The sequence below is a fragment of the Pseudomonas sp. PDM24 genome, from assembly GCF_019218905.1.
Classification (GTDB): Bacteria; Pseudomonadota; Gammaproteobacteria; order Pseudomonadales; family Pseudomonadaceae; genus Aquipseudomonas.
In genome coordinates this window covers 441,562-463,597 of the sequence record NZ_JAHUWR010000001.1, presented here as the reverse complement: position 1 = coordinate 463,597, position 22,036 = coordinate 441,562, and the positions used below count along the sequence as shown (strand labels likewise).

The window sequence follows — 22,036 nt, the reverse complement described above, 5'->3', positions numbered from 1 at the left end:
ACTTTCGCGAGCAAGCCCGCTCCCACATTGGATCTCTTGCGTACACAAATTCTGTGAACGACAGAGGCCCAATGTGGGAGCGGGCTTGCTCGCGAAAACGCCAGTCGCCACACCGCAGATTAGAGCCCCATCTGCTTGCTGATGATCTCATTCATCACTTCCCGCGTTCCCCCACCAATCGACAAAATCCGATTATCGCGATACAGCCGCTCCACCAGGCTCTCGCGCATATAACCCAGGCCGCCGAGGATCTGCACGGCGTCGTTGGTAATGCGATCAGCCGTGTCAGTAGCAAAATTCTTGGCCATGGAGATTTCCTTGATCACGCTCTGCCCGGCGGCCATTTTCGCTGCCTGGCGGTAGGTGAACTCCCGTGACACCTCCAGCGCCGTGGCCATTTCCGCGAGACGGTGCTTGAGCACCTGGAACTTGCCGATGGGTTTACCGAAGGCTTCACGCTGACGAGCCCATTTCAGGCTCTCCTCCAGCGCCAACTGCGCGGTCATGTTGGCCATCAACGCCAGGGCCAGGCGCTCACTCTGGAAGTTGCCCATGATGCAGGCGAAGCCCATGTTCTCGGCCCCAATCAGATGGCTCACCGGCACCCGGCAATCATCGAAAAACAGTTCGGCGGTGTCTGACGCCCACCAGCCCATTTTCTTCAACTGACGACCGACGGTGAAACCGGGTGTGCCCTTCTCGATCAGCAGCAAACTGATGCCGCCAAAACCCGGCTCGCCAGTGCGCACCGCGACGGTGTAGAAATCCGCGCGAACGCCGCTGGTAATGAAGGTTTTGCTGCCGCTGACCCGGTAAAAGTCGCCGTCTCGCACGGCGCGGGTTTGCAGGTTGGCGACGTCGGAGCCGCCGCTGGGCTCGGTGACAGCCAGGGCGCTGATCTTCTCGCCCGCCAGCACCTGAGGCACAACGCGATCGCGGACTTCGGGCCTGGCCCACTTGAGGATCGGCGGCAGACCAATGTCCAGCGAGCCCAGCCCCGCGACCAGACCACCGGAACCACAGCGCATCAGCTCTTCACTGGCAGCGATCTTGGCAAACAGGTCCCCTTCATGGCTACCGCCCAAGGCTTCGGGATAACCAATACCCAGAATCCCCGCCGCACCGGCCTTTAGGTAGAGTTCACGAGGGAAGCTTTCGGCTTCTTCCCACTGGTCGATGTCCGGAAGAATCTCACGCTCGACGAAACGTCTGACGCTGTCGCGGACCAATTGGTGGCTGGGGTCGAAGTATTCCTGAAAGGCAGGCATCGGCGAGCTCCACTGAAGGTTCAGCGAAGTTAACCGAGCGCTTGCTTGGTTTTCAAGGGGGCTGTGTGAATCAAGGAAACCGAGGCGAGCCATTCGCGAGCAAGCCCGCTCCCACAGGGGATTTGCGGCGTACACAAATCAAATGTGGGAGCGGGCTTGCTCGCGAAGGCGTCAGTCCAGACAGCACCGTTACAGCGAGATCGGCTTACGCCCGGCAAACGAATGCGCCAATGTCCCGCCGTCCACCAGTTCCAGCTCGCCACCCAACGGTACGCCATGGGCTATGCGCGAGGCGATCAGGCCTTTGTTGCTCAGCAACTGGGCGATGTAATGCGCCGTGGCCTCGCCTTCCACCGTCGGGTTGGTGGCGAGGATGACTTCGGCAAACGTGCCCGCTTCTTCGATCCGCGTCATCAGTTGTGGAATGCCGATGGCTTCCGGCCCTAGCCCGTCGAGCGGCGATAGGTGGCCCTTGAGCACGAAGTAGCGACCACGGAAACCGGTCTGCTCCACCGCGTACACATCCATCGGGCCTTCCACCACACACAGCAAAGTGTCGTCGCGGCGTGGATCGGCGCATTGCGGGCACAGATCGTCTTCGGTCAGCGTGCGGCACAAGCGGCAGTGGCCCACTCCTTCCATGGCCTGGCTCAGCGCCTGGGCCAGTCGCAAACCGCCGCTGCGATCACGCTCAAGCAGTTGCAACGCCATGCGCTGGGCAGTTTTCTGACCCACGCCCGGCAAAATTCGCAGGGCGTCGATCAGTTGGCGAATCAAAGGGCTGAAGCTCATGGGGAAAAGTCCGACATAACAACGAGACGCGGTTTATACCCGCGCCTCGAATGAGCGTCAATTACTCACCTGTTTTCGATGTTTTTTGCGATGGATCGAGTCGATCTTCTTCGCGGGCAAGCCTCGCTCCTACAAAGGGAGCCCAGAAACAAAAATGCCAGGCGCGATGCCTGGCATTTTTTTGTAACCCATCCGACGCGCGTTGGCGAATCAGAATGGCAGTTTCATACCCGGTGGCAATTGCATGCCAGCGGTCACGCCGGACATTTTGTCCTGGCTGTTGGCTTCGATCTTGCGCACGGCGTCGTTGACGGCTGCGGCGAATACCGCTTCCAGCATTTCCTTGTCGTCTTCGCTCAGGCCTTCGACCAGGCTTGGGTCGATGGTTACGCGCTTGACGTCGTGACGACCGGTCATCACCACGGTGACCATGTCGCCGCCGGCTTTACCGGTGACTTCGGCGTTGGCCAGCTCTTCCTGCATCTTGGCCATTTTTTCCTGCATCTGCTGCGCCTGCTTCATCAGGCCGGCCATGCCACCTTTCATCATGGGAATCACCTCAAAAGTACTTGGATAAAAACAGCGCCCGGCGAATGTGGCCAAGCGCCTTCAGTTATTAGCCCTGACTGACCAGGGCCTCGACAGGTTCAATAGTATCGTGACGGACCACCGCCTCGAACTGCTGCATCATTTGCTGGATGAACGGATCGCCGTGGATCGATTCTTCGGCCTCACGCTGACGGTTGGCACGACGACGGGACGAGGCCTGAGCCGGGGTTTCCTGCTCAGGCTTGATCAGCTCCATATTCAAGGTCAGCGCGCGCCCGTGAAACTGGTTCAATGCATCGTTGAGCCGACGTTGTTGCGTCGCGTTGAACAAGGCGCTGTGGGCCGGGTCCAGGTGCAACAACCAATTGTCGCCATCGACGGCGATCAGCGTGCAGTTGGCGGCGATACTGGCGGTCATGCCGGACACCGGCAGTTTCGGGAATATCTCCAGCCATTGCAGGGCAAGGCCGGTGGCCGGCATCGCGGCCGGTTCTGGCTCGGGTTCCGGCGCAGGTTCGGCAGTGTGCTCGCTGGCCAGTTCATCGAGGTAGCTGTAGGCCGAGTCCATGTCCGGCTCGATGTAGTCCTCGTCCAGCGGCGGCTCGTCGTCCTGATCCAGGCCTGGCGTGGCGGCATCGACTTCAGCCATGGACGGTTCCGGGATCGGCGCAGCGGCCCATTCCGGCGCATCCGGCACCACACTGTCCGGCGTCGGCATGGGCATCGGTGGCAATTCGGGTTGTTCACCAGCCGTTTCCAGCACCGGCTCGATGGCAGGCTGCTGGACAACTTCGGGCTCTACCGGGTCGTTCCACGGCAGATCGACGACCTCTTCGACCGCTACGGGTTCGACAACAGGCTCAGGCTCGGGCGCGATCACGGGCGCGACCGGCTCAGGCGCAGCTACCGGGACAGGGGCTGGTGCAACCACAGGCGCAACCGGAGGCGGTGCAACGGCCGTAGCGACTACCGGCGCAACAACTGACGCGGCAGCCACTGAGTTTGCGGAATCAACTGTGGCCTGGCTGATCCCCACTGGCTTTAGCGGTTGCCTCGGCGCGTCCGCAGTGTCTGCCGGCCGGAACGCGAGCATTCGCAGCAGGACCATTTCGAAGCCACCGCGCGGGTCCGGCGCCAGCGGCAAATCCCGCCGACCGATCAGGCCCATCTGGTAATAGAACTGCACATCTTCGGCCGGCAATGCCTGGGCCAAAGCCAATACGCGATCACGGTCGCCATGGCCGTTGTCGACGCCTTCAGGCAGGGCCTGGGCGATGGCGACACGGTGCAGCACATTGAGAATTTCCGAGAGCACGCCGTTCCAGTCAGGGCCTTGTTCGGCCAGATGACGCACGGCTTCAAGCAACGCCTTGGCGTCGCCTTCGATCAGCGCATGCAAAACGTCGTAGACCTGGCCGTGATCGAGCGTACCGAGCATGGCTCGCACGTCGGCGGCCATGACCTTGCCTTCACCGAAAGCGATGGCCTGATCGGTCAGGCTCATGGCGTCGCGCATCGAACCGTCAGCGGCGCGGCCCAGCAGCCACAGCGCGTCGTCTTCGAACGGCACGTTCTCGACGCTCAGCACGTGGGTCAAATGCTCGACCACCCGCTCCGGGGTCATGTTCTTCAGGGAGAACTGCAGGCACCGAGAAAGAATCGTTGCAGGAAGTTTCTGCGGATCGGTGGTGGCCAGGATGAATTTGACGTAGGGCGGCGGCTCTTCAAGGGTTTTCAACAGCGCATTGAAGGAATGGCTGGAGAGCATGTGCACTTCGTCGATCAGGTAAACCTTGAAGCGCCCGCGGCTCGGCGCGTACTGCACGTTGTCGAGCAGCTCGCGGGTGTCTTCGACCTTGGTCCGGCTCGCGGCGTCGATCTCGATCAGGTCGACGAAGCGGCCTTCATCGATTTCGCGGCACACCGAACACTCGCCGCAGGGGGTCGAAGTGATACCTGTTTCACAGTTCAGGCATTTGGCGATGATCCGCGCGATGGTGGTCTTGCCGACCCCGCGGGTACCGGTAAACAGGTACGCGTGGTGCAGCCGCTGGCTGTCCAAGGCATTGATCAGAGCCTTGAGCACATGGGTCTGGCCGACCATTTCGCCGAACGAGCGCGGACGCCATTTACGTGCAAGAACCTGATAACTCATCGAAAACCGTCGCAACGAAGGAACAGAAGCGGCTAATGCTAGCGGAGCAAGGCCAAAATTGCATCCGGTGCGCTCGTCTATTCTGGCTAAGCTGCACTTTGAGGGGCTTTTATTGGCTCAGGTTAGAGCCGTACCGGAGCGTTTAAGGCTGTCTGGCCGAGCGTCTGCCATTGCGACGGGGCGACAAAACCCGCCACCCAGGCCGGCACCTCACCGGGCGGCATGGGGCGCGCGATGAAATAGCCTTGAGCGACTTCGCATCCCAGCCGCAACAGCAATTCACCGTGCTCAACGCTTTCCAGTCCCTCGGCAATCACCTGCCGACCGAACGCCCGGGCCAGGCCAATCACCGCAGTGGTCAGGGCCAGGTCGTCACGATCATTCAGAATATCGCGCACGAACGACTTATCGATTTTGATGGTTTGGGTGCGTAAACGCTTGAGGTAACTCAAGGACGAGTAACCCGTGCCGAAATCCCCCAGGGAAAACTGCACCCCCAACGCCTGACAGGCCTGCAAACAGGCACTGACATGCTGGATATTCTCGATCGCCACCGACTCGACGATTTCCAGATCGAGCATCTGCGGGGCGACCTGGGCATGTCGAGCGAGTACCTGCCTGAGCCGCTCGACGAAATCGGCGCGCTGAAAATGTCGCGCCGCGATATTGATACTGACCGGCCAGCCCTGCCCCGCTTGCTGCCAACGGTGCAATTGCGACAGAACCTGATCCATCACCCATTCACCGATATCGATGATCAGGTCGGTGTCCTCCACCAGCGGCAAAAATTCCCGAGGTGGCACCATGCCGTTTTGCGGATGTTCCCAACGCAACAACGCCTCGAACCCGACGACCACGCCACGGCGCATGTTCACCTTGGGCTGGAAATGCAGGCGTAACTCACCGGCGGCCAGCGCCTGACGCACCCGTTCTACGGTCTGGTGAGTGACCTTGACCTCCTGATCCCGAGAAACATCGAATAGATGAAAGCGGTTTCGCCCGCGCTGCTTGGCCACGTACATCGCCTGATCAGCGTGGCGCAGCAGGGTTTCGGCATCTTCGTTGTCATGGGGAAACAGGGTGACGCCGATACTGGCGAACACATTGATGGCTTTGCCATGCAGCGTGTAAGGCGCCGAAATCGCCCCCAACACGCGATTCAGCGCTGCGCACAATTCCGGCAGATCACGCACATAACGCAGCACCAGTACGAACTCGTCACCGGCCAGTCGCGCCACGACGTCTTCGCCGCGCACAATGTCGCGTAAACGCTTGGCCACTTCCACCAGCAACATATCGCCACTGGCGTGACCGTAACCGTCGTTGACCGCCTTGAACCCATCGAGGTCAAGCATGCACACCGCCAACGGAATGTTTTCATGCCGGGAGAATTCCAGCGCCTGATCCAGCAAGTCCGACAGGAATGCGCGGTTGGGCAGCCCGGTCAGCACGTCATGCCCGACCCGCCATTGCAAGGATTGCAGGAGTTGGCGTTTTTCGCTGATGTCGAAACGAATCGACAGGTATCGGTGAACGCGCCCGGTGGCATCGTCGAGCACCGGCACCATGGTGCTGTCGACCCAATACAGGCTGCCATCCTTGGCGCGATTACAGATTTCGCCCTTCCAGATATTGCCCAAGGCGATGGTGCGCCACATGGCGGCGAAGAAATCGGCGGAATGCAGACCGGAGTTCAGCAGGCGATGGTTCTGCCCCAGCAGTTCCTCGCGGCTGTAGCCGGACACGGCGCAGAATTGATCGTTGACATAGGTAATCCGGCCGTCCAGATCGGTCTCGGAAAAAATGGCGGCTGCATCCACGGCCCTGCGGTATTTCTCATCCATGAGTCAGGCTCACTGTCGCTAGCGGTGGTACCGCTCGACCAGCGCAGGATGCCCGGAAGAGGTGTTTTGAGACGTACTGCGCAGAGACACGTTATCACTCCATGAACAGCATTTGATGACCCCGGACCGCCGAAGATCCAGGGCATAGTAGCAACACCGACTCTGGTAATATTTCGCGAGGCTTCAGACCGTCAGCGGCCTTTGTGCATACCCGGCAGGGAACGCAATGCTGGCTTTTTCATATCGCCTAAACTTCAGAAAGCAGATCACCCCAAAACCCTTCGAAGCGGCGATTCTACGAAATGCATCACATTTTGCAAAGCAAGGTGATGGATCATGCAGTTGCCTAATGCAAAAATCTATCGTTAAGTTCTTGATTCTAAATGGGAATTGAGCGATGCAAATTTCAAGTTTGGGTCCGGCCATCCGACGCTACCGTAAGGTCGCAGGGCTTACTCAGGCTGAACTCGGCGAAAAAACCGGTTTTGACCCCAAAACCATCAGTCGCTTCGAAACAGGCACCTATACTCCCAGCGTGGAAGCATTGTTTTTGCTTGCCGACGTGCTGGGCGTGAAGCTGAAAGCCTTTTTCGCAGATCTGGAAGACGAAGATGAACAGCGGGCATACCTGTTCAGCGTCATACACAAAGCCACCCCGAAGGATCTGGGAAAGCTGATCGCAGCGGTTGACCAGGCCTTGTCCAAGCCTAGTGCCAGTAAATGAAAAAAGGAGGCCGATCTGTCGAATGCGACAGATCGGCCTCCTTTTTTGTATCCCGCGCTTTAATTCGGAAACGACGAAACACCGCCCTGGATGAGCTCCATGGCAGGGGAAAAACAGTATTTTTAGATAGAAAACACGAAAGAGGGTTCGTGCTGCGTTATGGAGGCAACCCCACCAGCCACACCCCGGCACACAATGTTCCCGCTGTGGCTGCTTCCTTCCGGATCTGACCAGGTTCACGGGTAATCGTTGCGGGGGGACCGATGGGGTCACCATAACGACGCTCACCTGACGGCGAGCCGCGCCATTGTACCTATCTGAGACGAAGTTACAACCGTTCGCGGAGATTAAAAAATATGAGTCCGGTCAAGGACATGCGCTGACCTTTAAAGATCGCAGCCTGCGGCAGCTCCTACATGGATCGGCGTACACCTGTAGGAGTTGCCGAAGGCTGCGATCTTTTGATCCTATTGCGCCAACACCTCATCCGCCCTGCCGCCCTCTTGCTGGATCACCAGATGAATGAAGTGCAGCTTGGCAATCACCGCCGTCGGCAGGGCGAACGGATAAAAATCCGGCTGACCCATGCTGCGCGACAATTCGTTGAGCATGCCGGCCAGTTCGATCCATGCGTTGACGAACGACAGGAACGCCGGGCCGCCAGGGTGTTGCGGGTCGAATAGCGTACTGGGCGGAAACGGCTGGTAATCGAAATCCATTTCCTGCGCACTCATGCCAAACCCCAGGGCAGTGTCCACTGCATCCATCATGTGCAGGTAGTGAGCCCAGGTTTCCGCCCAGTCTTCCCAGGGGTGCATGGTGGCGTAGGCACTGACGTAATGTTGCTGCCAGTCAAGCGGCGCGCCTTGCTGATAATGCCGCTCAAGGGCCTCGGCGTAGCTTGCTCGTTCGTCGCCGAACAGACCGCGAAACGGTTCCAGCCAATGACTGTTGGCGACCAGGCGGTCCCAGTAGTAATGCCCCACCTCGTGACGAAAGTGACCGAGCAGCGTGCGATAAGGTTCGTGCATCTGCACGCGGACCTGCTCGCGATGGGCATCGTCGGCTTCCTTTATATCGAGGGTGATCAGACCGTTGGCGTGCCCGGTGGTCGGTGGTTTGCCTTCGAGGTCGATACCGATGAAATCGAAGGCCAGACCGATTTCTTCGTCCACGGTTTTCGGAATGACCGACAAGCCCAGGCTGATCAGCTGCGCCACCAGACGACGCTTGGCGATTTCCACTTTGCGCCAGCGCTCGTGATTCTCGGGGATCGACAGGTCGGGGATGGTGCGATTCAGGCTACAGGCAATGCACAAGGCATCGTGATCGTTGGCCGGCAGCAGCCAGTTGCATGCGGCTGGAGAATCGAGATTGGCGCAGCGACGGAACACACCCGCATCGGGATCGGCGTCGAGCAACCAGGTATCCGCTTGCGGGCCGGGCTGCAACGATGACAAGCGACTCTGCTGCGGCTGATAGCCCAGCGCTGCCGAACAGGCCAGGCACTGGCTGTTGCGAAAGAACAGCGACTGCCCACAGCGGCAATGCCAGACCTTGCTGTTGCGCGAACGCTCGCCCATGAAGGGTGCGGCGATGCGTGAACTGAGCTGTTCGAAGAAGCGGTACATGGCGATCTCTCCCTTGGGGCCTGCCAAGACTAGATCATTCCTCCAACATGATCGTTCCACGTTCTTTGTGGCGAGGGGGCTTGCCCCCGTTCGGCGGCGAAGCCGTCGCAAAACCTGCTTGCACGGTATGTCTGACAGATCGCGGTTGCTTGTTTTAGGGCCGCTACGCAGCCCAACGGGGGCAAGCCCCCTCGCCACAGATCCTGCACTAGATCGAGATGTTGTATTCCTTCAGACGCGCCACAAACGCCTCTTCATCCAGCACCTTCAACCCCAGCTCATTGGCCTTGGCCAACTTCGAGCCCGCGCCCGGACCGGCGACCACGCAATGGGTCTTGGCCGACACGGAACCGGCCACCTTGGCACCGAGGCTTTCAAGTTTGTCCTTGGCGACATCGCGACTCATCAGCTCAAGCGAACCGGTCAGCACCCAGGTCTGCCCGGCCAGCGGCAACCCTTCAACGACTTTCTTTTCACTCTGCCAATGCATACCGAAATCGCGCAGCTGCTTTTCGGCAGCTTCGGCGAGCTGACGATTTTCCGTGCCCGCAAAGAACTCGCGAACCGAAGTCGCCTGTTTTTCCGGCAGTGCCTGACGCATGTCCAGCCAATCAGCACTCATCACCGCTTCGAGCGAGCCGAACTTGTCCGCAAGCTTCTGCGCCCCGCCCGGCCCGACCGATGGAATGTGCAATTTATCGAGGAAGCCGCCCAACGTGGTACTGGCGGAAAACTCAGCACCCAGCTCGCCCTGATCCTGAATCTGCATGCCGTGCTTGAGCAGATCCGCGATCACCTGCCGGTTATGTGCATCTTCAAAGAAGCTGTGAATCTCGTGGGCCACTTCCAGCCCGACATCCGGCAGGTACGTGAGCACTTGCGGCAATGCCTGCTGAACCCGCTCCAGCGAGCCGAGAGAACGCGCGAGGACCTTGGCCGTCTCTTCGCCGACATCGGGAATGCCCAAGGCGTAGATGAACCGCGCCAGACTCGGCTGCTTGCTGTCTTCGATGGCGCCGAGCAGGTTCTTGCTCGACAGTTCGGCAAAGCCTTCCAGGTCGACAATCTGCTCGAACGTCAGGGCATAGAGATCGGCCGGCGAACTCACCAGGCCTTCGTCCACCAATTGCTCGACGCTCTTCTCGCCCAGCCCTTCGATGTCCATGGCGCGGCGCGAAACGAAGTGAATGATCGCTTGCTTGAGTTGCGCACCGCAGGCCAGTCGGCCGACACAGCGATACACCGCGCCTTCGCTGATGGTCTCGCGACCCTTGCTGCGCTTGACCAGTTGCGTGCGCTCGACATGGGAACCGCAAACCGGGCACTGCTCGGGAATCTGCACCGGCCGGGCATTCTCCGGACGGCGCTCGGTGACCACTTGCACCACTTGCGGGATCACGTCACCGGCGCGGCGGATGATCACCGTGTCACCGATCATCAGGCCCAGCCGCGCCACTTCATCCATGTTGTGCAAGGTCGCGTTGGCCACGGTGACACCCGCGACCCTGACCGGTTTCAAGCGTGCCACCGGCGTCACGGCACCGGTGCGACCGACCTGGAATTCCACGTCGAGCAGCTCGGTGAGTTCTTCCATGGCCGGAAATTTGTGGGCAATCGCCCAACGCGGTTCGCGAGCGCGGAAACCTAGCTCACGCTGGGACGCAATGCTGTTGACCTTGAACACCACGCCGTCGATTTCATACTGGAGCGCATTGCGACGCTCACCGATGTCGCGGTAGTAATCCAAGCATTCTTCGATGCCATGCGCCAGTTTCAACTCATGACTGATCGGCAGGCCCCAGGCTTTGAGTTGCTGCAGGTTGCCAATGTGCGTGTCGGCAATATCCGCCGAAATCTGGCCAATGCCGTAGCAGCAGAATTCCAGTGGGCGATTGGCGGTGATCTTCGAATCCAGCTGCCGCAAGCTGCCCGCCGCCGCGTTACGCGGGTTGGCGAAGGTCTTGCCGCCGACTTCCAGTTGCGTGGCGTTGAGCCGCTCGAAACCGGCCTTGGACATGAACACTTCACCCCGCACCTCCAGGGTCGCCGGCCAACCGGTGCCATGCAGCTTGAGCGGAATATTGCGCACGGTGCGCACGTTGACGCTGATGTCTTCACCGGTGGTGCCATCGCCGCGAGTGGCGCCACGCACCAGCACACCGTCCTGGTACAGCAGACTGACCGCCAGGCCATCGAGCTTGGGTTCGCAGCTGTACTCCACCGCCGCGCCAGCGCCGAACAAGTCGCCGACCGGCAGGTCCAGCCCTTCCGTCACCCGGCGATCGAATTCGCGCATGTCGGTTTCTTCGAAGGCGTTGCCCAGGCTGAGCATTGGCACTTCGTGACGCACCTGAGTGAACGCCGACAGCGCTGCGCTGCCGACACGCTGAGTCGGCGAGTCGCTGGTGATCAATTCGGGATGGGCCGCTTCGAGGGCCTTGAGCTCGTGGAACAAGCGATCGTATTCGGCATCCGGAATGCTGGGCTCATCCAGCACGTGGTAACGATAGTTGTGCTGATCGAGCTCGGCGCGCAGCTCTAGAATGCGGTTTTTGGCGGCGGTCATGGGTGTTCTCTCATAAAGCAAAAGAGCAGCCGAGGCTGCTCAATCTGTTGATGCTGTACAAATCATTGTAGGAGCCAGGCTTGCCGGCGAAGGCATACATGAGATCGCCTTCGCCGGCAAGCCTGGCTCCTACAAGATCAGCGCTTCTGGGTCAAAGCGCGACGCTCGAACTCGACGATACGCTGACGGTAGTGCTCAATCGTTTGGGCGGTCAGCACGCTGCGCTGGTCGTCTTTCAGTTCGCCGTTCAGCTCCTGGGACAGTTTGCGAGCCGCAGCCACCATCACGTCGAAGGCTTGCTTGGGATGACGCGGGCCTGGCAGACCGAGGAAGAAGCTCACCGCCGGGGTGCTGAAATGATCGATATCATCCAGATCGAAGACACCCGGCTTGACCGCGTTGGCCATGGAGAACAGGACTTCGCCGTTACCGGCCATGCTTTCATGACGGTGGAAAATGTCCATCTCGCCGAAACGCAGACCGCTTTCCAGAATGTTCTGCAGCAGTGCCGGGCCCTTGAAGCCAGCCGGGTCGCGGCAGATCACGCTGATCACCAGCACTTCTTCGGCTTGCGGCTGATCTTTCTCGGCCGAGCTGGCAGGCTTGGTGTCATCCGGGAAATCGTCGTCACGGCTGTTGAAGCTCGGGCCGCCGTCCAGATCCAGATTGAGATTCAAGTCGCCTTGCGACGGCTCGCCATGGCCACGCTTGCCGCGCTTGGAACCCGACTCGCGAGGTTCACGGGCAGGCATGCTCACCGACGGCAGATCATGCTCGTCCAGTTGCGGTTCTTTATGGGTATCCAGCACGCGGGGCGGGCCCAACAGCTCGGCGCTGGTGTCCTCATCCGGCAAATTGGACAAACTTCGGTCAAGACGGAATTTCAGTTTTCCCTTGCCGCCGCGCATGCGACGCCAGCCATCGAAAAGAATACCGGCAATGACAATAATGCCGATGACGATCAGCCACTCGCGCAGACCGATTTCCATGTAATCCCGTGCCTCTATAAAAAATGCTGAAAAATAAGGGGTTTACATTGTGTAAACCGCTTTAAAACGTGGCGCCAACTCTATGTTCTGACAGGCGTTTTGCCCACGTATACGAAAAATTGACATTAAACTAGCACGACCAAAGGCAACTTTACACCGTCTCTCACAGTGGCTTGCGCGAATTATGTCGATTGGCCAGCAAGTCAAGGCAGGTAAAAAGCCCTACAGCTCAAAAATACTTGCCCTACACGCAATGACTCAGGCGTCCACCATGGCCATCGCCTCCTCCACATCCACTGCCACCAGACGCGAGCAACCGGGCTCGTGCATCGTCACCCCCATTAATTGATCGGCCATTTCCATAGCGATCTTGTTGTGGGTGATGTAGATGAACTGCACCGTCTGCGACATTTCTTTGACCAGCCGTGCGTAGCGTCCAACGTTAGCGTCATCCAATGGCGCGTCAACCTCATCGAGCATGCAGAACGGCGCCGGATTCAACTTGAAGATGGCAAAAACCAGGGCCAATGCGGTCAGGGCTTTTTCGCCACCGGAGAGCAAATGGATGGTGCTGTTCTTCTTTCCTGGCGGCTGCGCCATGATCGTTACCCCTGTATCGAGTAGATCTTCGCCCGTCAGTTCCAAATACGCGCGTCCTCCACCGAAAACTTTTGGGAAAAGGGCCTGTAAACCGCCATTGATCTGATCAAAGGTATCTTTGAAGCGGTTTCGGGTTTCCTTGTCGATCTTGCGAATGACGTTCTCGAGCGTGTCCAGCGCTTCCACCAGATCGTCGTTCTGAGCATCCAGATAACGCTTACGCTCGGATTGTTGCTGGTATTCGTCGATGGCTGCGAGGTTGATCGCCCCGAGGCGCTGAATCCGCGCGGCAATGCGCTCGAGTTCTTCTTCGGCGTCTTTCTCGTTGGCCCCGGCCAGCAGCGTGGCGAGCACGCCGTTGAGATCGTAGCCGTCTTCGAGCAATTGATCCTGCAAAGTCTTGCGCCGCACCGTCAGCGCTTGCCATTCCATGCGCTGCTGCTCGAGCTGGCTGCGAATCAACTGCGATTGCTGCTCGGCCTGAGTGCGGCGCTTCTCGGCATCGCGCAGTTCGCGGTCGGCATCTTCCATGGCCATTTGCGCGGTCTTGAGTTCTTCGTCAACCGTCATGCGCTTGTCGAGCAGCTCTTCGAGTTTCAGCCGCAGCTCTTCCAGCGGCGCCTCGCCCTCTTCCAGATTGAGGCTGAGCTGTTCACGCTTCTCGGTCAGGCGCTCGGACTGCATTTCCAGCCGTTCAAGGGCCTGACGAGTGGAGTCATGTTGTGCCTTCAGCGAACCGAGGCGCACGGCCAGTTGATGCGCATGATCCTTGTGCTGTCGGGCTTCCTGACGCACCCGGTCGAGGCGTTCGCGCAGGCTGTCGCGCTGGGCCAACAGCAACTCACGCTGCTCGGTGTCCAGCGCCATGCTGTCGAGAGCCTCCTGCAATTGCAGGCGCGCTTCGCCGATGTTCTCGTGTTCCAGGGCGCGCTGTTCACTCAACTCGGTGAGTTCTTCATCGAGACGGGTACGGCGCAACGTCAACTGCTCGACCTTGGCTTTGCCGGCGGACAGCTGGGCTTTCAATTCGCCTTGCTGACGGGCTTCGTCTTGCAGCAAACGGCGCAAATGTTCGCGGCCGTTTTCCTGCTGACGCTGTTGTGCCCTGAGATTCTGAAGTTGGGTTTCCAGGGTTTCGACCGTGGCTTCGCGCTCTTCGCGTTCAAGGCCCAAGCGCTGGATTTCCTGGCCACGGGCGAGTACGCCGCTTTCCGCTTCGCTGGCCCGGCGCACACGTAAAAAGTGTCGGCCGACCCAGTAACCGTCGCGGCTGATCAGGCTTTGCCCGGCCGCCAATTGCCCGCGCAAGGCCAAGGCTTGCTCAAGGCTGTCGACCGGTTTGACCTGTCCCAGCCATGGCGACAAATCAATCTGCGCCTCGACCTTGTCGAGCAAACTGCCGGGCACTCGCACGCCATCGGTGGCCGGGCTGAGCAGGCGCAAATCGCCTTGGGCAAACCCGGCCAGATCGAAGTCACCGAAGTCATCCACCAGAACCGCTTGCAGATCGGCGCCGAGCACGGTTTCCACCGCCAGTTCCCAACCGGCCTCGACCTTCAGGCCTTCGGCCAGACGCGGACGATCGGCCAGATGCTGTTCGCGCAGCCATTCGGCGGTGCCGGTGCCGGGATCGAGCGCGGCTTGCTGCAAGGCTTCCAGCGACGCCAATCGCCCGTTGAGCCGCTGCAAATCACCTTGGGCTTGCTGCTGCGCCGAAAGCGCTTGCTGCAACTCCTGACGCAGTTGCTCAAGGCGTTCGACCTGAGCTTCTTCGCTGGCCTGCAAGTCTTCGAGCGTGGCCTCGGACGCAGCCAATTGCTCGCTGAGTTCCATGATCGCCGCGTCTTCCGGGTCCGCCGATAGCAACGCACGCTCTTCACCAAGACGCTTCTGACGATCGGCCAAACGTTCCAGGCTGGTTTCCAGCTGCTGGATCCGCGACTGCTGAACTTCAGCCTGACGGCGTGGTTCGGCGGCGGTGAGGTTGAACGTGTCCCACTGCTCCTGCCAACCGTGCATGGTGGTTTCGGACTCTTCCAATGCCGCAGCAGCTTCTTCGGCGGCGGCGCTGGTGACTTCCTGTTCCGGCGTGAGCATGTCCAGCTCTTCGCCCAAGGTCAGCAGCAAGGTGCGGTCGTGGCCCAGGTGAGACTCTGTTTCCAGCCGCGCGCGCTCGGCTTCCTTCAGGTCGTCCTGTAGCTGACGCAAACGTTGCTGACCGTGCTGAATACTCTGCTCGACCCGGGCGATGTCGCCGCCGACCGAATAGAAACGCCCCTGCACCAGATTGAAGCGTTCGGACAGATCGTGATGACCGTCGCGCAGGCGTTCGATGGCCGCGTCGGCATTGCGTTGCTCAGCCACAAGGGCTTCAAAGGTAATTTCCTGGGTGCCAATGATCGACTCGCGCTGGCCGACCTGTTCGTTCAACGCCTGCCAGCGCAGGGCCGATAGCTGGGCCTTGAGCTGACGCTCCTCGCCTTTGTATTCCTGATACTTCTTGGCGGCTTCGGCCTGGCGGTGCAAGCGTTCAAGCTGACGCTCGAGCTCTTCGCGCAGGTCGGTCAGGCGGGCAAGGTTTTCGTGGGTGCGGCGGATACGGTTTTCAGTCTCGCGCCGACGTTCCTTGTACTTGGAAATACCAGCGGCTTCTTCGATGAAATTGCGCAGGTCTTCGGGCTTGGACTCGATCAGCTTGGAGATCATGCCCTGTTCGATGATCGAATAACTGCGCGGGCCCAGACCGGTGCCGAGGAAGATATCGGTGATATCGCGGCGGCGGCATTTGGTGCCGTTGAGGTAGTAAGTGGTCTGGCTGTCGCGGGTCACTTTGCGGCGAATGGAAATTTCCGCATAGGCCGCCCATTCGCCGAGCAGCGTGCCGTCGGAGTTATCGAATACCAGCTCAATGCTCGCCTGACTCACCGGTTTACGGCTGGTCGAGCCGTTGAAGATGACGTCGGTCATCGACTCGCCGCGCAAGTTCTTGGCCGAGCTCTCGCCCATCACCCAACGCACGGCGTCGATGATGTTCGACTTGCCGCAACCATTGGGGCCGACCACCGCCGCCATGTTACTGGGGAAGTTTACCGTGGTCGGGTCGACGAAGGATTTGAACCCCGCCAGTTTGATGCACTTGAGCCGCACGCTTAAGCGACCGTCAGGGCAGAGACCACCAGATCGCAGCTGCGCTGGGCATACGCCGTCAGCACCACGCGGATCTGAGGAAGGTCACGAGCCAGCACGGCAGCGAGCAAGCGTTCGAACAGCTCGAGGAACTCGCTCATCGAGGCCTTGCGCTGATCCAGCGCGAGGAAATACGCGCGGCTCATGGCCGGCTGCAAATTCTCGACGGTTTCCTGCAAGTACGGGTTGTTGGCAAACGGATAGGCGGCGCGCATCACGCTGAAGCTGTCGTCGACGAACGTGCGGATGTCCTGACGTTCGTAGCTGGCGGTCAGGCGCTGCTGGATCTGCACGAACGGCGCCATGTCGGCCTGGACTTGCCAGCCGCTGGCCACGGCATTGCCGAGCAGAATGTACAACTCGCTCATCAGCGTGCACAGGCTTTGTACCTTGTGCGCCGTCAATTCGGTCACGTGGGCGCCACGTCGCGGCAAAATCGCGATCAAGTGGCGGCGCTCAAGGATCAGCAAGGCTTCACGGACTGAACCGCGGCTGACATTGAGCGCCAGCGTGACCTTCTGTTCCTGGATGCGCTCCCCCGGCTTCATTTCGCCGCGAATGATACGTTCGGCGAGGTGGTGAGCGATTTGCTCGGCGAGGCTGTCCGGCGCCTTGAACGTCATGGTTGTCCTTCAAACTCTTCGATCTGCACAAGCGGCGCAGTGTAGCGCAATTGATGGGTCATGGCGGAGTGCCCACCCAGCGGTTTTTGGCACGATTCAAGCAAACAGCAAGCTATCCCGTGAGGGTCAATAATGAAGGAACGAGTCGTTGATCGACAAAACGCCATTTCCTGACCTTTAAGTCAGAAAATCATTGACCGAAAAGTCAGACCTGATAAATTCGGCTCATGTCGGTTAACAACAATAATGAGTTTGCGAGGCCTTCCGTGATCCAGTTTTTACTAAACCAGGAACTCCGTAGCGAGCACGCCCTGGACCCGAACCTGACCGTGCTCAATTACCTGCGCGAACATGTGGGCAAACCCGGCACCAAAGAAGGCTGCGCCAGCGGTGACTGTGGCGCCTGCACCGTGGTGGTTGGCGAGTTGCAGACGGACGACGATGGCCGCGAACACATTCGCTATCGCAGCCTCAACTCGTGCCTGACGTTCGTCTCCTCCTTGCACGGCAAGCAACTGATCAGCGTCGAAGACCTCAAGCACCAGGGCGAGCTGCACAGCGTGCAAAAAGCCATGGTTGAGTGCCACGGTTCGCAGTGCGGCTTCTGCACGCCGGGCTTCGTGATGTCGCTGTTCGCGCTGCAAAAGAACAGCGACGCACCCGATTCTCATAAAGCCCACGAAGCCCTGGCCGGCAACCTCTGCCGCTGCACCGGTTATCGGCCGATCCTGGCCGCTGCCGAGCAATCTTGCTGCGGCAAACAACCCGACCAATTCGATGCTCGCGAAGCGGAAACTATCGCTCGCCTGAAAGCCATCGCCCCCACCGATATCGGCGAACTCAATAGTGGCGACAAGCGCTGCCTGGTGCCGTTGACCGTGGCCGATCTGGCCGACCTCTATGACGCTTATCCACAAGCTCGCTTGCTGGCCGGTGGGACGGATCTGGCGCTGGAAGTCACCCAGTTTCACCGCACTTTGCCGGTGATGATCTACGTCGGCAACGTCGCTGAAATGAAACGCATCGAACGCTTCGACGATCGCCTGGAAATCGGCGCCGCCACCGCCCTCTCCGACTGCTACGACGCCTTGAAGGCCGAGTACCCGGACTTCGGCGAATTGCTGCAACGTTTCGCTTCCTTGCAAATCCGCAACCAGGGCACCCTCGGCGGCAACATCGGCAACGCCTCGCCAATCGGTGACTCACCACCGCTGCTGATTGCCCTCGGCGCGCAGATCGTCCTGTGCAAGGGCGAAACTCACCGCACCATGGCCCTGGAAGATTACTTCATCGATTACCGGGTGACCGCGCGCCAGGAAAGCGAGTTCATCGAAAAGATCATCGTGCCGCGGGCCAGCGTTGAACAACTGTTCCGCGCCTACAAGGTTTCCAAGCGTCTGGACGATGACATTTCCGCCGTTTGTGCCGCGTTCAACCTGCGCATCGACACTGGCGTGATCGCCGACGCCCGCGTTGCTTTCGGCGGCATGGCGGCCATTCCAAAACGCGCCAAGCACTGCGAAGCCGTTCTGCTCGGCGCGCCGTTCAACAACGCCACCCTCGAACGCGCCTGCGCTGCATTGGCCGAAGACTTCACGCCACTCTCGGACTTCCGCGCCAGCAAGGAATACCGCCTGCTCAGCGCGCAGAACCTGCTGCGTAAATACTTCATCGAACTGCAAACACCGCACATCGAGACTCGGGTGACCGCTTATGTCTAATCATCACGCTGTAGAGAAGACCCAAGCCGAACTGGCTGAATTGTTCGCCAAGGACCTGACCACCGGTGTCGGCCGCAGCGTCAAGCACGACAGCGCCGACAAGCATGTGTCCGGCGAAGCGCAGTACATCGACGATCGGCTGGAATTCCCCAATCAGCTGCACGTTTACGCACGGCTGTCAGACCGAGCCCACGCAAAAATCATCAGCATCGACACCAAGCCTTGCTACGCCTTCGAAGGCGTGCGCATCGCCATTACTCACGAAGATGTGCCTGGCCTGAAAGACATCGGCCCACTGCTGCCGGGCGACCCATTGCTGGCCATCGATGACGTGCAATTCGTCGGTCAACCGGTACTGGCCGTTGCGGCGAAAGACCTGGAAACCGCGCGCAAAGCAGCGATGGCCGCGATCATCGAATACGAAGATCTGGAACCGGTTCTGGACGTGGTAGAAGCCCTGCGCAAACGCCATTTCGTCCTCGACAGCCACACACATCAGCGTGGCGATTCGGCCACTGCGCTTTCTACTGCCGAACATCGCATCCAGGGCACGCTGCACATCGGCGGCCAGGAACACTTTTATCTGGAAACCCAGATCTCTTCGGTGATGCCGACTGAAGACGGCGGCATGATCGTTTACTGCTCGACCCAGAACCCCACCGAAGTGCAGAAACTGGTGGCGGAAGTGCTGGACGTGTCGATGAACAAAATCGTCGTCGACATGCGCCGCATGGGTGGTGGTTTCGGCGGCAAGGAAACTCAAGCGGCAAGCCCGGCGTGCCTGTGCGCGGTGATCGCGCACCTGACCGGCCAGCCGACCAAAATGCGCCTGCCGCGTGTTGAAGACATGCTGATGACCGGCAAGCGTCACCCGTTCTACGTCGAGTACGACGTGGGCTTTGACAGCACCGGTCGCTTGCATGGCATTGCGCTGGAACTGGCCGGTAACTGCGGTTGCTCACCGGATTTGTCGGCGTCAATTGTCGACCGCGCGATGTTCCATGCCGACAACTCTTATTACCTGGGCGACGCGACCATCAACGGTCACCGCTGCAAGACCAACACTGCGTCGAACACCGCTTACCGTGGTTTCGGCGGCCCGCAAGGCATGGTCGCCATCGAAGAAGTGATGGACGCGATTGCTCGGCATCTGGGCCTCGATCCGCTGGCCGTGCGCAAGGCCAACTACTACGGCAAGACCGAGCGCAACGTCACCCATTACTACCAGACCGTCGAGCACAACATGCTCGAGGAAATGACCGCCGAACTGGAAGAAAGCAGCCAGTACGCCGAGCGTCGCGAAGCGATCCGTCGCTACAACGCCAACAGCCCGATCCTGAAAAAAGGCCTGGCGCTGACGCCGGTGAAATTCGGTATTTCCTTCACCGCCAGCTTCCTCAATCAGGCCGGTGCATTGATCCACATCTACACCGACGGCAGCATCCACCTGAACCACGGCGGCACCGAAATGGGCCAGGGTCTGAACACCAAGGTTGCGCAAGTCGTGGCTGAAGTGTTCCAGGTGGAAATGGACCGCGTACAGATCACCGCGACCAACACCGACAAGGTCCCGAACACTTCGCCAACCGCGGCTTCCAGCGGTGCCGACTTGAACGGTAAGGCGGCGCAGAACGCGGCGGAAATTATCAAGAAACGCCTGGTGGAATTCGCCGCGCGGCAATACAAGGTCAGCGAAGAAGACGTGGAATTCCACAACGGTCACGTGCGGGTTCGCGATCACATCCTGACGTTTGAATCGCTGATCCAGCAGGCGTATTTCGCCCAGGTCTCGCTGTCGAGCACCGGCTTCTACAAGACCCCGAAAATCTACTACGACCGCAGTCAGGCACGGGGGCGGCCGTTCTACTACTACGCCTTCGGTGCAGCCTGCGCCGAGGTGATCGTCGACACCCTGACCGGCGAATACAAGATGCTGCGCACCGACATTCTTCACGACGTCGGCGACTCGCTGAACCCGGCGATCGACATCGGTCAGGTCGAGGGTGGTTTCATCCAGGGCATGGGTTGGCTGACCATGGAAGAACTGGTGTGGAACAACAAGGGCAAACTGATGACCAACGGCCCGGCCAGCTACAAGATCCCGGCGGTGGCGGACATGCCGCTGGACCTGCGGGTGAAGCTGGTGGAAAACCGCAAGAACCCGGAAGACACGGTGTTCCATTCCAAGGCCGTGGGTGAGCCGCCATTCATGCTCGGCATCGCCGCATGGTGCGCGATCAAGGACGCCGTGGCCAGTTTGGGTGACTACCGGCATCAACCGAAAATCGACGCACCGGCGACCCCGGAGCGGGTGTTGTGGGGCTGTGAGCAGATGCGGCAGTTGAAGGTGGCCAAGGCTGCCGAAGCCGAGGCCGAGTTGGCTCCGCTCTAAACCGCGGCGGGGCCTTCGCGGGCAAGCCTCGCTCCTACAGGTCAGGTGGCAGATCGCGAACGACGCGAAACCTGTAGGAGCGAGGCTTGCCCGCGAAGAGGCCCAAACAGACAACAGAGATGTTGAGGTGAATATGTACAACTGGATCGACGCCCTCGCCGAGCTGCAAACCCGGGGCGAACCCTGTGTGTTGGTGACCATCATCGAAGAACTCGGCTCGACGCCGCGCAATGCCGGCTCGAAGATGGTCATCAGCGCCACGCAAACGTTCGACACCATCGGTGGTGGGCATCTGGAGTACAAGGCCATGCAGATCGGCCGCGAAATGCTGGCCAGCGGTCGGCAGGACACTCATCTGGAGCGTTTCAGCCTCGGTGCCAGCCTGGGCCAGTGCTGCGGTGGTGTGACCGTATTGCTGTTCGAACCTATGGGCCAGGTCCAGGCGCAGATCGCGGTGTTCGGCGCCGGTCACGTCGGTCGGGCGCTGGTGCCGCTGCTCGCCAGCCTGCCCTGCCGGGTGCGCTGGATCGACTCGCGGGAAGCGGAATTCCCCGAACAGATCCCCCATGGCGTGCGCAAAATCGTCACCGAAGAACCGCTGGATGAAGTGGATAATCTGCCCGCCGGCAGCTACTGCATCGTCATGACCCACAATCACCAGCTCGACCTCGAACTCACCGCCGCGATCCTCAAGCGCAACGACTTCGCCTACTTCGGCCTGATCGGTTCGAAGACCAAACGGGTGAAGTTCGAACACCGCCTGCGTGACCGCGGTTTCGACAGCGCCGTGCTGCAACGCATGCGCTGCCCGATGGGCATCGGCGAAGTCAAAGGCAAGTTGCCTGTGGAAATCGCCATCTCCATCGCCGGCGAAATCATCGCCACCTATAACGCGAATTTCGGCCAGCACACCGCCAGCGCCGGATCATCGATCGCCAAACTGCTGCCTGCTTCACGCCGCAGCCAAGCTTCAAACTAAAAAGCCACGAATTGAGA

Annotated in this window: 14 protein-coding genes and 1 other RNA gene; 4 read left to right on the top strand and 11 right to left on the bottom strand. The window is 59.8% G+C overall.

Annotated elements, in window-relative coordinates; genetic code table 11:
- Window positions 1-119 precede the first annotated feature (119 nt).
- From KW837_RS02170 to KW837_RS02150, 5 genes are all read right to left on the bottom strand, one after another.
- Window positions 120-1,268, bottom strand: coding sequence for an acyl-CoA dehydrogenase family protein (locus tag KW837_RS02170; protein ID WP_218394352.1), 1,149 nt, complete (start codon window positions 1,266-1,268; stop codon window positions 120-122).
- A gap of 189 nt (window positions 1,269-1,457) precedes the next feature.
- Window positions 1,458-2,060, bottom strand: a complete 603-nt coding sequence (gene recR, locus KW837_RS02165) for a recombination mediator RecR (protein WP_218394351.1) — start codon at window positions 2,058-2,060, stop codon at window positions 1,458-1,460.
- Between the two features lie 210 nt (window positions 2,061-2,270).
- Window positions 2,271-2,609 (bottom strand): YbaB/EbfC family nucleoid-associated protein, encoded by a 339-nt coding sequence (locus KW837_RS02160; RefSeq protein WP_007905413.1) that lies wholly within the window; start codon window positions 2,607-2,609, stop codon window positions 2,271-2,273.
- 67 nt (window positions 2,610-2,676) lie between these two features.
- On the bottom strand, window positions 2,677-4,764 hold the full coding sequence (gene dnaX / locus KW837_RS02155; RefSeq protein WP_218394350.1) for a DNA polymerase III subunit gamma/tau: 2,088 nt from the start codon (window positions 4,762-4,764) through the stop codon (window positions 2,677-2,679).
- A gap of 122 nt (window positions 4,765-4,886) precedes the next feature.
- Window positions 4,887-6,608 (bottom strand): bifunctional diguanylate cyclase/phosphodiesterase, encoded by a 1,722-nt coding sequence (locus KW837_RS02150; RefSeq protein WP_218394349.1) that lies wholly within the window; start codon window positions 6,606-6,608, stop codon window positions 4,887-4,889.
- A 397-nt stretch (window positions 6,609-7,005) separates the two neighbouring features.
- Here KW837_RS02150 and KW837_RS02145 point away from each other — a divergent pair, with 397 nt between their 5' ends.
- Window positions 7,006-7,332 carry a helix-turn-helix domain-containing protein gene (locus KW837_RS02145; protein WP_007905395.1) on the top strand — a complete coding sequence of 109 codons (327 nt, stop codon included), beginning with the start codon at window positions 7,006-7,008 and terminating at the stop codon, window positions 7,330-7,332.
- Between the two features lie 169 nt (window positions 7,333-7,501).
- Here the strand turns inward: KW837_RS02145 and ffs are convergent.
- The 6 genes from ffs to KW837_RS02115 all read right to left on the bottom strand — a co-directional run bounded on the left by ffs (window position 7,502) and on the right by KW837_RS02115 (window position 16,927).
- An RNA gene (ffs, locus tag KW837_RS02140) (signal recognition particle sRNA small type) lies at window positions 7,502-7,598 on the bottom strand.
- A gap of 201 nt (window positions 7,599-7,799) precedes the next feature.
- Window positions 7,800-8,963: a putative zinc-binding metallopeptidase gene (locus KW837_RS02135; RefSeq protein ID WP_218394348.1), complete on the bottom strand. Its 1,164-nt coding sequence runs from the start codon at window positions 8,961-8,963 to the stop codon at window positions 7,800-7,802.
- Window positions 8,964-9,171: 208 nt separating this feature from the next.
- Window positions 9,172-11,529 carry an NAD-dependent DNA ligase LigA gene (ligA, locus tag KW837_RS02130; protein ID WP_218394347.1) on the bottom strand — a complete coding sequence of 786 codons (2,358 nt, stop codon included), beginning with the start codon at window positions 11,527-11,529 and terminating at the stop codon, window positions 9,172-9,174.
- Window positions 11,530-11,666: 137 nt separating this feature from the next.
- A complete protein-coding gene (gene zipA, locus KW837_RS02125; protein ID WP_008067907.1) occupies window positions 11,667-12,518 on the bottom strand; it encodes a cell division protein ZipA in 852 nt (283 codons plus the stop codon).
- 258 nt (window positions 12,519-12,776) lie between these two features.
- Window positions 12,777-16,265: a chromosome segregation protein SMC gene (gene smc, locus KW837_RS02120; RefSeq protein ID WP_218394346.1), complete on the bottom strand. Its 3,489-nt coding sequence runs from the start codon at window positions 16,263-16,265 to the stop codon at window positions 12,777-12,779.
- Window positions 16,266-16,267: 2 nt separating this feature from the next.
- Entirely contained in the window at window positions 16,268-16,927 is a 660-nt protein-coding gene (locus KW837_RS02115) for a GntR family transcriptional regulator (protein ID WP_218394345.1), read from the bottom strand.
- A gap of 266 nt (window positions 16,928-17,193) precedes the next feature.
- Between KW837_RS02115 and xdhA the strand changes: the two genes are divergently transcribed.
- The 3 genes from xdhA to xdhC all read left to right on the top strand — a co-directional run bounded on the left by xdhA (window position 17,194) and on the right by xdhC (window position 22,019).
- Window positions 17,194-18,648 (top strand): xanthine dehydrogenase small subunit, encoded by a 1,455-nt coding sequence (gene xdhA, locus KW837_RS02110; protein WP_218394344.1) that lies wholly within the window; start codon window positions 17,194-17,196, stop codon window positions 18,646-18,648.
- Complete coding sequence (gene xdhB / locus KW837_RS02105; RefSeq protein ID WP_218394343.1) at window positions 18,641-21,040, top strand: xanthine dehydrogenase molybdopterin binding subunit; 2,400 nt, start codon at window positions 18,641-18,643, stop codon at window positions 21,038-21,040. Before xdhA ends, xdhB begins: the two co-directional genes overlap by 8 nt.
- A gap of 133 nt (window positions 21,041-21,173) precedes the next feature.
- Window positions 21,174-22,019 carry a xanthine dehydrogenase accessory protein XdhC gene (gene xdhC / locus KW837_RS02100; protein ID WP_218394342.1) on the top strand — a complete coding sequence of 282 codons (846 nt, stop codon included), beginning with the start codon at window positions 21,174-21,176 and terminating at the stop codon, window positions 22,017-22,019.
- Window positions 22,020-22,036 lie beyond the last annotated feature (17 nt).

What these genes read in the sequence shown, in the direction of transcription:
- dnaX (WP_218394350.1), bottom strand. Translation starts at nt 4,764, where the DNA reads ATGAGTTATCAGGTTCTTGCACGTAAATGGCGTCCGCGCTCGTTCGGC.
- xdhC (WP_218394342.1), top strand. Translation starts at nt 21,174, where the DNA reads ATGTACAACTGGATCGACGCCCTCGCCGAGCTGCAAACCCGGGGCGAA.
- KW837_RS02135 (WP_218394348.1), bottom strand. Translation starts at nt 8,963, where the DNA reads ATGTACCGCTTCTTCGAACAGCTCAGTTCACGCATCGCCGCACCCTTC.
- KW837_RS02170 (WP_218394352.1), bottom strand. Translation starts at nt 1,268, where the DNA reads ATGCCTGCCTTTCAGGAATACTTCGACCCCAGCCACCAATTGGTCCGC.
- KW837_RS02115 (WP_218394345.1), bottom strand. Translation starts at nt 16,927, where the DNA reads ATGACGTTCAAGGCGCCGGACAGCCTCGCCGAGCAAATCGCTCACCAC.
- KW837_RS02150 (WP_218394349.1), bottom strand. Translation starts at nt 6,608, where the DNA reads ATGGATGAGAAATACCGCAGGGCCGTGGATGCAGCCGCCATTTTTTCC.
- ligA (WP_218394347.1), bottom strand. Translation starts at nt 11,529, where the DNA reads ATGACCGCCGCCAAAAACCGCATTCTAGAGCTGCGCGCCGAGCTCGAT.
- KW837_RS02160 (WP_007905413.1), bottom strand. Translation starts at nt 2,609, where the DNA reads ATGATGAAAGGTGGCATGGCCGGCCTGATGAAGCAGGCGCAGCAGATG.
- xdhB (WP_218394343.1), top strand. Translation starts at nt 18,641, where the DNA reads ATGTCTAATCATCACGCTGTAGAGAAGACCCAAGCCGAACTGGCTGAA.
- recR (WP_218394351.1), bottom strand. Translation starts at nt 2,060, where the DNA reads ATGAGCTTCAGCCCTTTGATTCGCCAACTGATCGACGCCCTGCGAATT.
- KW837_RS02145 (WP_007905395.1), top strand. Translation starts at nt 7,006, where the DNA reads ATGCAAATTTCAAGTTTGGGTCCGGCCATCCGACGCTACCGTAAGGTC.
- zipA (WP_008067907.1), bottom strand. Translation starts at nt 12,518, where the DNA reads ATGGAAATCGGTCTGCGCGAGTGGCTGATCGTCATCGGCATTATTGTC.